The organism is Streptomyces sp. NPDC102402, assembly GCF_044765765.1.
GTDB lineage: Bacteria > Actinomycetota > Actinomycetes > Streptomycetales > Streptomycetaceae > Streptomyces.
The window spans coordinates 890,171-903,587 of record NZ_JBIWKR010000001.1 but is presented as its reverse complement, the minus strand read 5'-3'; the positions used below and the strand labels follow the sequence as shown (position 1 = coordinate 903,587).

Annotated in this window: 12 protein-coding genes; 6 read left to right on the top strand and 6 right to left on the bottom strand. The window is 73.1% G+C overall.

The annotated features are described in order from the left end of the window. Nucleotides 1-5 precede the first annotated feature (5 nt). From ACIRJR_RS03885 to ACIRJR_RS03875, 3 genes are all read right to left on the bottom strand, one after another. A complete protein-coding gene (locus ACIRJR_RS03885; protein ID WP_403773297.1) occupies nt 6-656 on the bottom strand; it encodes a hypothetical protein in 651 nt (216 codons plus the stop codon). A 155-nt stretch (nt 657-811) separates the two neighbouring features. Then, on the bottom strand, nt 812-1,528 hold the full coding sequence (locus tag ACIRJR_RS03880) for a GntR family transcriptional regulator (protein WP_403773294.1): 717 nt from the start codon (nt 1,526-1,528) through the stop codon (nt 812-814). Between the two features lie 89 nt (nt 1,529-1,617). Next, entirely contained in the window at nt 1,618-2,991 is a 1,374-nt protein-coding gene (locus ACIRJR_RS03875; protein WP_403773291.1) for an aspartate aminotransferase family protein, read from the bottom strand. 175 nt (nt 2,992-3,166) lie between these two features. On the opposite strand from ACIRJR_RS03875, the gene ACIRJR_RS03870 reads away from it, so the two are divergent. The 3 genes from ACIRJR_RS03870 (at nt 3,167) to ACIRJR_RS03860 (ending at nt 6,169) form a co-directional block, all read left to right on the top strand. Continuing rightward, on the top strand, nt 3,167-3,778 hold the full coding sequence (locus ACIRJR_RS03870; protein ID WP_403773288.1) for a DJ-1/PfpI family protein: 612 nt from the start codon (nt 3,167-3,169) through the stop codon (nt 3,776-3,778). Then, nucleotides 3,775-4,326, top strand: coding sequence for a MarR family winged helix-turn-helix transcriptional regulator (locus ACIRJR_RS03865; protein ID WP_403773285.1), 552 nt, complete (start codon nt 3,775-3,777; stop codon nt 4,324-4,326). The genes ACIRJR_RS03870 and ACIRJR_RS03865 overlap by 4 nt, the downstream gene beginning before the upstream one ends. A 76-nt stretch (nt 4,327-4,402) precedes the next feature. Then, nucleotides 4,403-6,169 (top strand): serine/threonine-protein kinase, encoded by a 1,767-nt coding sequence (locus ACIRJR_RS03860; protein WP_403773282.1) that lies wholly within the window; start codon nt 4,403-4,405, stop codon nt 6,167-6,169. An 86-nt stretch (nt 6,170-6,255) separates the two neighbouring features. Here the strand turns inward: ACIRJR_RS03860 and ACIRJR_RS03855 are convergent, their stop codons facing one another. Then, the gene (locus ACIRJR_RS03855; protein WP_403773806.1) at nt 6,256-7,773 is read right to left on the bottom strand and encodes a helix-turn-helix domain-containing protein; all 1,518 of its coding nucleotides are present in this window, start codon (nt 7,771-7,773) and stop codon (nt 6,256-6,258) included. A 414-nt stretch (nt 7,774-8,187) separates the two neighbouring features. Here ACIRJR_RS03855 and dnaN point away from each other — a divergent pair, with 414 nt between their 5' ends. After that, on the top strand, nt 8,188-9,306 hold the full coding sequence (gene dnaN, locus ACIRJR_RS03850) for a DNA polymerase III subunit beta (protein WP_403773279.1): 1,119 nt from the start codon (nt 8,188-8,190) through the stop codon (nt 9,304-9,306). A 167-nt stretch (nt 9,307-9,473) separates the two neighbouring features. Here dnaN and ACIRJR_RS03845 read toward each other — a convergent pair whose 3' ends face one another. Together ACIRJR_RS03845 and ACIRJR_RS03840 are read right to left on the bottom strand one after the other, a co-directional pair. Continuing rightward, a complete protein-coding gene (locus tag ACIRJR_RS03845) occupies nt 9,474-9,959 on the bottom strand; it encodes a hypothetical protein (protein WP_403773276.1) in 486 nt (161 codons plus the stop codon). A gap of 98 nt (nt 9,960-10,057) precedes the next feature. After that, complete coding sequence (locus tag ACIRJR_RS03840) at nt 10,058-10,942, bottom strand: glycoside hydrolase family 19 protein (RefSeq protein ID WP_403773273.1); 885 nt, start codon at nt 10,940-10,942, stop codon at nt 10,058-10,060. Between the two features lie 264 nt (nt 10,943-11,206). On the opposite strand from ACIRJR_RS03840, the gene ACIRJR_RS03835 reads away from it, so the two are divergent. Together ACIRJR_RS03835 and ACIRJR_RS03830 are read left to right on the top strand one after the other, a co-directional pair. Further along, nucleotides 11,207-12,757 carry a PstS family phosphate ABC transporter substrate-binding protein gene (locus tag ACIRJR_RS03835; RefSeq protein ID WP_403773270.1) on the top strand — a complete coding sequence of 517 codons (1,551 nt, stop codon included), beginning with the start codon at nt 11,207-11,209 and terminating at the stop codon, nt 12,755-12,757. A gap of 63 nt (nt 12,758-12,820) precedes the next feature. Then, nucleotides 12,821-13,384, top strand: a complete 564-nt coding sequence (locus ACIRJR_RS03830) for a hypothetical protein (RefSeq protein WP_403773267.1) — start codon at nt 12,821-12,823, stop codon at nt 13,382-13,384. Nucleotides 13,385-13,417: the final 33 nt, after the last annotated feature.

Here is a 13,417-nt window from a genome sequence, read left to right as displayed (position 1 = left end):
GGCCGTCAGCTGAAAATGATCATCGAGCCCTGCGCGAGGCTGCGCGTGGCCGCCGCGTGCAGGCCCAGCCAGACGTGCCGCTCCCGGGCGAAGGGGTTGTCGTCGTACGGGACCGGAGCAGCCGGCTCCTCGAGGGAGGTCGGGCCGGCGGGTGGAAGCGGCGCGGCCGGCGGGTTGGCCGGGTCGATGCCGATGGACGGGGCGACGAACTCCAGCTCCCTCAGCAGTCCGTGGGAGGAGCCCAGCGGGCCGCCGCCCTCCAGGAGCTGGTCGTCGGAGAGCGGGCGGGGGAAGTCCAGCGGGACGTACGCCCCGGCGTGGTCGTAGTGCCAGACCAGGTGCGATTCCTGCGCGCTCTGCTCGAACATCTCCAGCAACTGCTCGTAGTCCCCGCCCAGTTCGTCGACCGGGGTGACGGCGAGACCGCTCAGCTGGAGCAGGTAGGCGCGGCGCAGGAAGTGCAGGGCGTCGTAGTCGAATCCGGCGACCGGGGCGACGTCCCCGGTGAGCCCTGGCATGTAGGCGTAGACGGGCACGGGCGGCAGCCCCGCCTCGCTCAACGCCTTGTCGTAGACGGCGATCTCTTCGGCGAACGGGTTGTCGGGGCTGTGGCACAGCACATCGACGAGGGGGACCAGCCACAGGTCACAGGCCACGAAGTCTCGCTCTCCAACGGGTTCGTGCGATGGTCGGGACAGCGTAATGCGGCCGGGACCCCGCGCACAGGGTACGGACGGCCAGGCAGCCGGCCGCGGGCCGGGCACCGTCAGCGACGGCCCGGGTGCACGGCCGGCCGTGGACCGGGGGACCGTCAGCCGAGGCCCGGGTGCGGGGGGTCGCCGGCGGCCAGCCGGTCCGCCCACTTCAGCCCGTGCGCGTAGTAGGCGTCCAGCACCGCGCGCACGGCCGGCCCGTCGACGGCCTCGATCGCCTCGACCAGCTCCTGGTGGCCGTTCCAGAGCCAGTCACGCACCTCGTCGCCGTCCCCGCGCAGATACGGGACGGCGAAGGCCCATGCCTGCATCCGGAGCCGTTGCAGGAATTCGTTGATGTAGGTGTTGCCGATGACCGTTCCGAGCTCCCGCCAGAACCTCAGGTCGTACCCGATGAGGATGTCGAGGTCGCCGCAGCGCGCCGCGCGCGCCGCCTCCTCGGCCCGGCGGCGTACGGAGACGAGGGCGGCCCGGTGGGCGCCGATCACGGCGGGCGCGGAACCGGTCCCGTCGAAGATGACCCGGAACACCCCGTCTATGACCAGGGCGCGCGCCTCCACCATCGACCGGTAGTCCGCGACGCTGAACTCGCGGACCCGGAAGCCGCGGTGCTGGTCGGATTCGAGCAGCCCCTGTGCGGAGAGGTCGAAGAGGGCTTCGCGGACGGGTGTCGCGGACACGCCGTACTGCTCGGCGATCTGCTTGACCGTGAACTCCACCCGCGGCTGCAGACGCCCCGCGAGCACCTCGTCACGCAGTGCGTCGGCGATCTGCTGCCGCAGAGTACTGCGGGTCACACCTCCGCTCGCGCCCATGACGCCCCCTCCCGTTCTCGGCTTGGGTCACCTTAAGCCAGGGGTGTGCCCGGTTCCGGGCACGGGGGAGGTGTCATGTCCGGTGCCCTCTACACGGTGTGTTCGTCGGCGACGGAGAGGGCCGCGTCGAGGGCGGCGAGCCCTTCCTTCGCCTCCGCCTCGGTGATGTTGCAGGCGGGGACGACGTGGGTGCGGTTCATGTTGATGAAGGGCCAGAGGCCGTTCCGCTTGCAGGCCGCGCCGAAGGCCGCCATCGGCGCGTTGGCCTCCCCGGTCGCGTTGTACGGGACCAGGGGCTCGCGGGTCTCCCTGTCGCGGACCAGTTCCAGCGCCCAGAACGCGCCGAGCCCCCGCACCTCGCCGACGGACGGGTGCCGCTCGGCGAGCTCGCGCAGCCCGGGGCCGAGCACGTGCTCGCCGAGGTGCGCGGCGGCCTCGACGATCCGCTCCTCCTCCATGGCCTTGATCGTGGCGACGGCGGCGGCGCAGGCGAGCGGGTGGCCGGAGTAGGTGAGTCCGCCCGGGTAGGGGCGGGTCTCGAAGGTGGCGGCGATCTCGGCGCTGATGGCGACACCGCCGAGCGGCACGTAACCGGAGTTGACGCCCTTCGCGAAGGTCATCAGGTCCGGCACGATGCCGTCGTGGTCGGCGGCGAACCACTTCCCGGTGCGTCCGAACCCGGCCATCACCTCGTCCAGCACGAAGACGACGCCGTACCTGTCGCAGATCTCGCGGACACCCGCGAGGTAGCCCGGCGGCGGCGTCATGACGCCCGCCGTGCCGGGGATCGTCTCCAGGACGATCGCGGCGACGGTCGCCGGGCCCTCGAAGGCGAGCGTGTCCTCGAGGTGCTGGAGCGCGCGGGCACACTCCTCGGCCTCGGAGCGCGCGTAGAACGGGGAGCGGTACAGGAACGGTGCCCAGAAGCGGACGACCCCCGCCGAGCCGGTGTCGGAGGCCCAGCGGCGCGGGTCGCCCGTGAGGTTGATCGCGGTGGCGGTGGCGCCGTGGTACGAGCGGTAGGCGGAGAGCACCTTGGGGCGGCCGGTGTGCAGCCGGGCCATGCGTACGGCGTTCTCGACGGCCTCGGCGCCGCCGTTGGTGAAGAAGATCTTGTCCAGGTCTCCGGGGGTCCGCTCGGCGATGAGGCGCGCCGCCTCCGAGCGCGCCTCGACGGCGAAGGCGGGGGCGAAAGTGGTCAGCCTGCCCGCCTGTTCCTGGATCGCCGCGACGACGGCGGGGTGCTGGTAGCCGATGTTCGTGAAGACGAGGCCGCTGGTGAAGTCCAGGTAGCGGTTGCCGTCGTAGTCCCAGAAGTGCGCCCCCTCGGCGCCCGCGACGGCGAGCGGGTCGATCAGGCCCTGGGCGGACCAGGAGTGGAACACGTGCGCGCGGTCGGCGGCCTTCACGGCCGCGCCCGCTGCGGAGTCGACGTACGGGGCGCGGGGGGCATCTGAGTTCATGCGGCGAGCGTATGCGGCGCGGACCGGCGGTCTCCATGGCCACTGTGTACGGCATGGGCCGCCCGGCTCGGCATGCTGTCGGGTTCTCGCCCGGAAACGGGCATCGATTGACAGCACACTGTCGTCATGACAGTCTTCTGTCATAGGGTCCCGTGCTTCGCCACCGGAGGTCATCATGACCGGCACCACTGTCCACCTGGCCGTCTACGACACCTTCGCCGACTGGGAGCCGGGCTTCGCCACGGCCCAGCTCACCCGGCACGGTCACAGCGTGCGCACCGTCGGCCCGACCACCGCGCCCGTCACCACCATGGGCGGGGTGCGCGTACAGCCCGACCTCGCGCTCGACGCGCTGGATCCCGGCGACAGCGCGCTGCTCCTCCTCACCGGCGCCTCCCTCTGGGACACCGGCGACGCCCTCGCCCCCTTCGCCCGTGCGGCGCGGGCCTTCCTGGAAGCGGGTGTGCCCGTGGCCGCCATCTGCGGGGCGACCGCGGGGCTGGCCCGGGAGGGACTGCTCGACGACCGCCCCCACACGAGTGCCGTGTCCTTCTATCTCGCCGCCACGGGATACGCGGGCGGCGAGCACTACGTCGAAGCCGACGCGGTGACGTCCTCCGGCGGGGAGTCCTCGGGCGCCCTCGTCACGGCGGGGCCGACCGAGCCGGTCGCCTTCGCCCGCGAGATCTTCGGACTGCTCGGTGTGTTCGGACCGAAGAAACTGGACGCCTGGTACCGGCTCTTCCACGACTCGGACGCGAGCGCCTACGAGGTGCTCGAAGGATGAGCGGGGACACCTCCGGGAGCACCGGGCACGACGGGCATGCCGGGCACGGGCACGACAGGCACGGGCACGACAGGCACGACAAGAACACGGACCGGCTCAGCCGCACCGCGATCGGGGTGTTCCGGCTCAACGGCCGCTTCCTCTCCGTCGCCGAGGAACTGGCCGGGCCGGCCGGGCTCACGGCCGCCCGGTGGCAGGTCCTCGGAGCGGTCCTGACCGAGCCGCTTCCCGTGTCGGGAGTGGCCCGCGCGATGGGGATCACCCGGCAGAGCGTGCAGCGGATCGCCGACCTGCTGGTGGACCAGGGCCTCGCCGAGTACGCCGTGAACCCGGCCCACCGGCGGGCCAAACTGCTCCGGCCGACCGAGGACGGGCGGGAGGCGGTGAGCCGGATCGGTCCCGCCCACGCGGAGTTCGCGGCACGGCTGGCCGGGGAGCTGGGTGATGAGCAGTTCGCGCGGACCGTCGAGGCGCTGGAGCGGCTCTCGGCCGCGATGGACACCCTGCTGTCACCGGCCGGCCGGCCACCGGAATCCACAGGGGGCTGAGGGCGGCCGGCGGATTCCGCCCGCCGCTATTCTCGACCCACGGTCCGCGACGGCCGTACGGGGGAGGAAGCGCACCATGGAGAAGCTGGGCTCCGGCGATCCGCGACGCATCGGCAGCTACCGGCTGCTGGGACGGCTCGGCGCCGGCGGGATGGGGCAGGTGTTCCTGGCCCGCTCGGACCGCGGCCGCACCGTCGCGATCAAGCTGGTACGTCCGGACCTCGCCGAACAGCAGCATTTCCGCGACCGGTTCCGCGCGGAGGTGCAGGCCGCCCGGCGCGTGGGCGGTTCCTGGACCGCACCCGTGCTGGACGCCGGGGTGGACGCCGCGGTGCCGTGGGTGGCCACCGGTTACGTCGCCGGCCCCTCGCTCCACCGTGTCGTCTCCGGGAGTCCGGGCGCACCGGTGACCGGCTCCGGGGCGTACGGCCCCCTCCCCGAGCGCTCCGTCCGCATCCTGGGCGCGGGCCTCGCGGGGGCGCTCCAGGACATCCACGGCGCCGGGCTGATCCACCGCGACCTGAAGCCGTCCAACGTCCTCCTGACGATCGACGGGCCCAGGGTCATCGACTTCGGGATCGCCCGGGCCCTGGACACCGTCACCGACGGCGGCCTCACCCGCACCGGCGCGATGATCGGCTCACCCGGATTCATGGCACCCGAACAGGTCCGGGGCGAGCGGGTGACGACCGCGTGCGACGTCTTCTGTCTCGGCTCCGTACTGGCCTACGCGGCCACGGGCCGGCTGCCGTTCGGCGCGGCGGACGGCGGGGCACACGTCCTGATGTTCCGGATCGCGCAGGAGGACCCCGACCTCACCGGCGTACCCGTCGACCTGGTCGAACTGATCCAGGACTGCCTGGCGAAGGCCCCGGACGCACGCCCCTCCACGGACACCGTCCTGGAGCGGCTGGGCGATACGGACACGGCGGAGCCGTGGCTGCCGGGAGCGCTGATCGCCGAGCTGGGGCGGCACGCCGTGGGACTCCTGGACTCCGAGGACCCGGAGGAGCGCGCCCCCGAGCACCCGGAAGGGGGAGCCCCGGGGACGGGCACACGGCAGGCGCGGTCCGCGCCCCTGCCGCCGGCGCCCGCCCGGCCGGAGCCTCCGGTGCCGGGGCCTCCCCCCGGCACCGTGCGCGCCCACCCCACGCCGGCGGGCCCGCCCGCTCCGGCGCCGCCCGCGTACGGCTACCCCCGGCAGCCCGCCCCGGCCCACGGATACGGCTACGCGCCCACCTCCCCGTACGGCCCTCCCGCGGGCCACGTCCTCGCGCCCGCGCCCGGACGCCGCCGCGGTGCCGGCTCCACCCTGCTGCTGGCCGCCGTCGCCCTGGTCGTCGCGGTGGGGGCCGGCTGGGGCGTCCACACCCTCGTCCGGAGCGGGTCGGACGGTTCCACGGCGTCATCGACCGGCACCGTCTCCCCGTCCGGCGGCGCCACCCGGGACGGCACGGCCTCCGACGGTTCGAACCCCGACGACGGCACCGTGCCTTCCGGTTTCCTGGGCAGCTGGTCCGGGACCATCGGAGACGGTGCGGGGGCGTCGACACGCCGGCTCGTCGTCCAGCAGGGCGAGGTGGGCGACACCGTGCTGTCCCTGACAGCCGAGGGCCCCCTCGACACGGGCGGTTCCTACCGCTGCGTGTTCCGGGCCGAACTGCGGAGCGCGCCGTCCCCCGGCGGGCCCGTCCGCATCGGCCCTTCCCGTGTCACGGAAGGCGAACCGATGTCCTCGTGCACCCCCGGGGAAGCCACCGTCCTGACGCTGGGGCCGGACGGGACCCTGCGCCGCGAGATCACGGGGACCGGCCAGAGCCTGACGTACACGAGGACCGGCTGAGCGGCCCGCGCCACGAGGACCGGCTGATCGGCCCGCGCCACGAGGACCCGCTGAGCGGCCCGCGCCACGAGGTCCGGCTCAACGCCTCACGCCTGGAGGTCCACCGCCCGGAAGGCGAGCCACAGGTCGTACCGCGCGCTCGGGGTCCGCAGCAGCGACCGGCACAGCAGTGCCTCGAGCCGGGTGAGCCGCTTGCGCGCACCGGGTACGGAGATGCCCAGCGCGGCCGCTGTCGCGCTCAGTTGGGCCTCGCAGCCCAGCCACGTCCGCAGGGTCGCCGCTCCCGTGGGCCCCGCCTGGGCGAGGACCCGCAACTGCTGGGCGGCCCAGTCCTGGACGCCGGGGGTGCGCAGGACCGTGTCGAGGTCCTCGGTCACCTCGCCGCCCCCGGGGCGGGAGCGGTGCAACGCCGGAGTGGCCCTGATCCTGAGGGCCAGGTCGGCGGCCGCCTGGTCCGCGAGCAGATTCAGGTCCAGGCCGAGGAGTTCGCCCACGAGCTTCAGCCGCGCGGCCAGGGTGTTGCGGTGGATCTTCAGGTGCTGGGTGGCGTGGGAGGAGAACGCCAGCCAGGACGCGAGGGTCGCCGAGAGCTCCTGGCTGCCCGGGTCCCGCGAGCGGCGCGGCAGATGGGAGAGAAGGGGCGCGAGCAGGGCATCGGCCCACCGCTCACCGGCTGCCCCGACGACCAGCGCCGGCTCCGGGGCGGCTCCGAACCGGGCGTGGCGCCCCGGGAGTCCGCGGGCGACGGCGAGGGCGTGGAAGGCCTGCTGGTAGGCAGTCGCCGTGTCAGGCAGCCGCACCTCCTCGCTGACCCCCACGACGCAGTCGTCCACGAGCCCGGCGACGGCCAGGCCCAGGGTGCCGCCGTCCTCCGGACTCCGCTCCTCCGCCTCCTCGCCCGCCGGCACGATCAGGATGAGATGGCGGGCGTAGACGGGACAGCGCACGATCCACGTCCGGCCGCCGGAGGCGTCCGCGCAGATCCGGGCCACCTGGTCGCGCTGCCCGCCGGAGCACTCGACGACGCAGACGCGTACGGGGTCGGGGAGTCTCGGCCGCAGGGCGCCCGCCACCTGGTGGGCGATGGAGAGCTGACCTGTCATCAGGAGGTGCAGTACCGCCTCGCGTCCCCGGGACTCCGCGAGGTCCACCCGGCGCCGCTTGCGCTCGACGCTCTCCGACGCCCAGGACAGCGCCAAGGGCATCACCGCGTCGGCCATCAGCGTGGCAAGCCCGGCGGGCAGCGGCTTGGGCGCGACGACGGCGAGGACAGGTCCGCGGCTCTCGGACGCCCGGTCGGAGGTGGCCCGGCCGAGGGCGGTGCGGCCGGGGTGGGCCCGATCGGGGCCGGCCCGGTCGAGGGGGAGCAGCAGGGCGGCGCGCTCGTCGGTGTCGAGGGTGTAGGAGCCGGCTCCACGCGCCGTCAGTTCTCGTGCCGCCACGGAGGCGAGGTCCGCCGCCTCGTGGGCGGGCCACCGCACGCTGCCGGCCACGGCCTGGAGAACCGTTCCGTCCCCGCCCACGATCCCGGCCCAGCCCTCGGCCCGCCGCGCCAGCCGCCGGAGCAGTTCGGGAGATCCGCCGGTCCGGGCGAGCCGGTACATCAGCAGGACGTCGTCGGCCCGTTCCCGAGCGCGCACGTGTCCTCCGTTCTCCGCCGAACCGGGGTGCAGAGTACCGGTCCGGCTGTGCGGTTTGATACCCGTCGCGGTCCACGCAGTGCGAATTGAACCTCCCGGCCGGCGGCCTGGTGCACCTAGAGTCCCCAAGGTGTTCCGGGGCGTTCCGGAGGCGTCGGGGGACGTCAGGACGTCACGGACCCGGGGGCCCGAAGACGTCGGGGGACGTCCGAGGGCATGACGGCAGCGGCTCACGGGGGTGGTCGCTGTCGTCGCCCCGCAGCCCGTGTCGGACGGTGGCGGAGCGCGACCACCGGAGCCCGCCACGGGGACTGATGTCAGTGGCACCGCCTAGCTTGGTCCTCGACCGTGTCGTACGCCGGACGAGAGGCCCCCGCAGTGGAATTCCGCATGGAGCGTGGCGCACTGACCGATGCCGTCTCCCGGGCGGCCCGGGTGCTGCCCGCCCGTTCGCCCGTCCCGGTCCTCGGCGGTCTCCTCCTCGAGGCCGACACCGGCCGTCTCCGTGTGTCCGGGCTGGACTTCGAGGCTTCCGCCCGGGTCGACGCGGAGGCACACACCGTCCGGACCGGGAGGGCCCTCGTCATGGGGCGCCGGCTGCTCGACATCTGCAAGGTGCTGCCCGAGGGGCCCGTGGAGTGCGCGGTGGAGGGCTCTCGGCTCACGGTCACGGGAGACGGATCGAGCTTCGGTCTCTCCCTCCTGCCTCTCGACGACTACCCCACCCAGCCCCCGCTGCCGGAGGTCCGCGGAGCGGTGGACGCGGGCGAGTTCGCCGCGGCGGTCGCGCAGGTGGCGGTGGCCGCGGGGCGGGACGACAGCCTGCCCGTGCTCACCGGCATCCGCCTCGGGCTCGACGGCTCCACGATGACGCTGGCGGCGACCGACCGGTACCGCTTCGCGGTGCGCACCCTGGCGTTCAAGGGGACCGCTTCCGACGTGGCGGCCGATGTCCTGGTGCCGGCCCGTCGGCTGGCCGAGATCGCCCGGTCGCTCGGCAGGGCGGGTCAGGTCGATGTCGCGGTGGACGGAGGGTCGGCGGGATTCGAGCACGCCGGGACGCGTACGACCGTGCGCCTGCTGGACGGCCGGCTGCCCCGGCACGACAAGCTGTTCGCCCTGACGGACCCCGCGGTCGTGGTGCTGGACCGCGCCCGCATGGTGGAAGCCGTGAAGCGGGTCTCCGTCGTGGCGGACGGCGGCAGTCCGCTCCAGCTGACCTTCACCCCCGGGCCGGACGGCTCGGTGCTGCTCCTGGCGGGATTCGAGGACGACGTGGCCTCACAGCGGCTTCCTGCGGCCTCGGAGGGCATCGAGGAGATGACGGTGGCGTTCAGCCCCACGTACCTGCTGGAGGCCCTGGCCTCCTTCGAGGGCGCGGCTGTCCGGATGGAGCTGATGGGCCCGGGCCAGCGCGCCATGATCACTGGCGGGGAGGATGCCGGGACACCCTCCCACCAGCACCTGCTGATGTCCGTGAAGCCGGCGCTGCTCTGACCGATGACGGGGACGCCGCTCCGGCCGAGGATGCCGGCGCCTCTCCGACCGATGTCGAGTGCGCCTCTCCGACCGATGACGGGGACGCCGCTCCGGCCGAGGATGCCGGCGCCGTTCCGGCATGATGATGTCGGCCTGCTCCGACCGTCCCGGTCCGGCGCGGGCACTCAGCCCGGCAGCGTCGCCGTCTCGCCGACGGCGGCGAGCAGCCAGATGGGGAATTCCGGGTCGGCCTGCCCCACGGCCAGACCGAGCCACCGCGTGCTGCCGGGCACGCGCCAGACCTGCATGCTGCCCGCCAGGTTGCAGAGCTGCCCCATCGGCTCCGGAGCGGCGTCCGCGTCCTCCCGCTCCAGGTAAGGCCAGAGGTCCACGGTCTCAGGCTCGCCCCACCGCTCGCTCAGGGCGGTCGCCAGGACGCTGAATTCGGCCTCGATCTCCTGCTCGGCGGGTTCCACGGTCTCCGGAGACCTGTCGTCCCAGAAGTCCTGACTGGCCCGCAGGATCAGCAGGTGGTGCCCGGGCCCGCTGCTCCGCCCGCCGTTGTCCTCGCTCTCCTCGCCCGCGGGATAGGGCAGGGCGAGGATGTCGTCGATCAGGGCGAGGCAGGCCTCGGTGGTCGGGGGCGGTGTGCTGTCGCTGTCCGTGCTCATGGTGCGCGATCCTGCCAACCGGTCCCCCGGGAACACGAATCGGGGGCGCGCCCGGCCGTGTGCCGGACGCGCCCCCGCTCCCCGGGGTGGGGCCGGGCTCAGCAGCTCAGGTTCGAGCCGGGCGTCGTACCGAGGATCTGGACGAACGCCTTGTACTTGTCGACGCGGCTCTGCACCTGGGCGGGGTTGCCGCCGTTGCACTCGATGCTGCCGTTGATCGAGCGGATGGTCTCGCCGAAGCCGGCGCCGTTGACCATGGCGTTGTGCGGCGTCATGGTGCCGGGGCCGGACTGCGTGTTCCAGTACCAGAGACCGGTCTTCCAGGCCACGGACGCGTTCTGCTCCACCTGCCAGGGGTTGCCGAGCAGGTCGATGCCGAGGGCGTCACCGGCGGCCTTGTAGTTGAAGTTCCAGCTGAGCTGGATCGGGCCGCGGCCGTAGTAGGCGGCCTGGCCGGCCGGACAGCCGTACGACTGACTGGTGTCGCAGTAGTGCGGGTAGTTCGCGGTGTTCTGCTCCACGATGTGCACCAGACCGCCGGTCTCGTGGTTCACGTTGGCGAGGAACGCCGCCGCCTCCTGCTTCTTCACCGTGTCGCTGCCGGTGTTGGCGAAGCCGGGGTAGGCGCTCAGGGCCGCGGTCAGGCCGCTGTAGGTGTAGAAGGAGTTCCGGTTCGGGAACATCTGGTTGAACTGCGCCTCGCTGACGACGAAGCCCGAGGGGTTCGGCTCCTCCGTGCCGCCGGACCCGCAGGTGCCCTGGTCGGCCCAGACGTCGGCCGAACCGGGCCGCTCGTTCTGGGTCCACCACTTCGCGGACCAGTTGTGCCCGTTGTACGAGGCCGAGCCGCCGCCCCAGTAGACGGCGGAGGCGCTCCAGGCCGGGGCGCAGGCGGCGGCCGCGGCGGTGGTGGCGGGAAGAATGACGAGCGTCGCGACGACCGCGCCCAGCGCGGCTATCAGGCTCATGACACGTTTGAACACGCGATCACTCCTTCGGCGCGGCGCTCGCGCCGAGCGTGCGCCGCCATGGGGGGTACCGCCACTCAAGCGTCGATGGTCTGGACCTGTCAAGGTCTAGACCAGAACTCGACGTCGCCACGGGCGCCTCAACTCCCGCCTCACTCCGCCGGGTTGAACGCGAGACGAACTTCCCGGGAAGGAAACCGGAGGCTCTCCCACCATGCGGTTCGCGGTCGTACGGTGACGCCGTCCGGCCCACCGCACCCACGAGGGAGCGCGCGCACCATGGAGTTGTTCACCCCCGAGAACGTCATCGCCGTCCTCACCGCCCTCCTGGGCGTCGCGACCTCGGCGGGCGTGCTCTGGTACGAACGCCGCGTGCCGCGCCGCAAGCGCATCGGCTACCGCGTGCAGATGGACACCCCCATAGGCAGCGAGGTCAGCCAGGGCCGGGCCAACGTGCGGCTCGGACTCTTCAACGAGACACCCGACATGGCGGACGCCACTCTCGTCCTGCTCCGCATCGAGAACGACGGCTCGCAGTCGATCGTCGACGAGGACTACACCGGTCGGGGCGAACTCAACGGGCTCACGGCGGAGTTCACCGGGAGGACGGTCCGCGGGATAGCCGTGACCCATTCACCGGACGCCGACCACCTGATGGACCACTTCACCCCGGCGGCCGGCCTGCGGCACGACGGATCGGTCATCCGCCTGCCGCGCGTCCCGCTCAACCGCAACGAGCACTTCAAGCTCCTGGTCCTGCTCACCGGATCGCACGTCGGCGGCCCGATCAGGGTCACGGGGGGCATCCGGGACGGTGTCGTGGCGCGGAACACGGCCGCCCGCCCCGACGAGAAGCCCCCGCTGTTCGGCCGGGCGTCCCGGATCATCACCGTGGCCCTCACCACCTGCGTCGTCACGCTCGCCGGCATCATCGTCGTACGGGACGACTCCCCGCCCCCGATGGACTGCGCCCGGGGCACCCTCACGGTCACCGGCTCCACCGCGTTCAGACCGGTCGTGCAGGAGCTGAAGGAGAAGTACGAGGACGAGTGCGAGGGAGCCGAGATCCGCCTGGACCTCCACGGCAGCAACGCCGGTGTCCGGAAGCTCGACGCCGAGGGCGGCAAGGCCGGATCCGACGGGTCCCCCTCCGTGGTGGCCCTCTCCGACGGCCCGAGGCCGGCCGCTCTGACCGAGCTGCACGGGAAGCAGGTCGCGATCTCGCTGTTCTCCCTCGTCGTCAACGACTCGGTACCGGTGGAGGACCTCTCCCTCGACCAGATCAGGCGGATCTACCGCGGCGACATCAGCAACTGGAACGAGATCGCCGAGGACGGCCCCGACCTGGAGATCCGCCTCGTCAGCCGGAACGCCAACTCCGGCACCCGCGAGGTGTTCCAGCGGCGCGTCCTGGACGCCAACGAGCCCGCCACGTCCTCGCGCGACTGCACCACCAGGGACTACGACGACGCCCCGGTCCTCCGCTGCGAACTCGACGGCACGGACCAGGTCCTGGCCGAGGTCGCCAGGCTGGACGGGGCCATCGGCTACACCGAACTGCGGGGCGGGTCGGTGCCCGAGGGGGCGCACCGGACCGCCATCGACGGCGTCACCCCGTCCGTGGACACGATCGGCACCAGCAGCTACCCGTACCGCGAGATCGAGTACGCCTACACCTACGGATCGCCGCCCGCGAACTCCCTGGTGGCCGGCTTCCTCAACTACCTGGACAACTACGGCGAGGAGATCATGCGCACCAACGGCCATCTGCCCTGCGCGACGCCGAGGGGCATGCGGCTCTGCGGGGAGCGCTGGGCCCTACCGGGGTAGGGGGTGGGAACAGCACCCTGGTATCTCGTCCGGGGCCCGCACCTGCTCCTAGCCTCCGCACCCATGGACATCCCACGGACGAGCCCCTCCCGCCCCCGGTCCGCCGCCCCACGCACCCAGGCCGCTCTCCGCTGCGTGCGGCGCGTGCGGGACGCGGTCACCCTGCTGCCGCGCGGCGTCGCCGCCCTCGCCCTGACCGTCGCGGGCCGCGGTGGTCCCGCGGGCGTTCTCCTGGGGGCGGGCCCGCCGGCCCCGCGTCCCGGAGCGGTGCGGGTGGCCGCCCACGCCACGGCGACCGTGCTGCTGGGCACGCTCTCCCTGGTCCTCGCCGGCCTGCTGCTGATGGCGGTGGCCCGGGGGCCGTTCTACGGACTCGTGGACCAGGGCCCCTACGACCACTCCTGGGGCGGCCCGGGCAAGGCGGGCGCGTGGCTGGCCCACTTCGCGGTCTCCGTCCCCAGCTCCCTCGCCGCGATCGCCGCGCTGTGGGGCGTCGCCGGGCTCCAGCACCGGCTGACGGCGCCCCTGCGCGGAGAGCTCAGGGCCCGCTGGGTCCCGCCGGCAGTGCTGGTGTGCTGCGCCGCCGGATCCCTGTTCGTGTTCGCCTTCCTCCGGCAGCTCCCCTGACGGCGCCACCTCCGCCCGGAGACGCGACGGCGG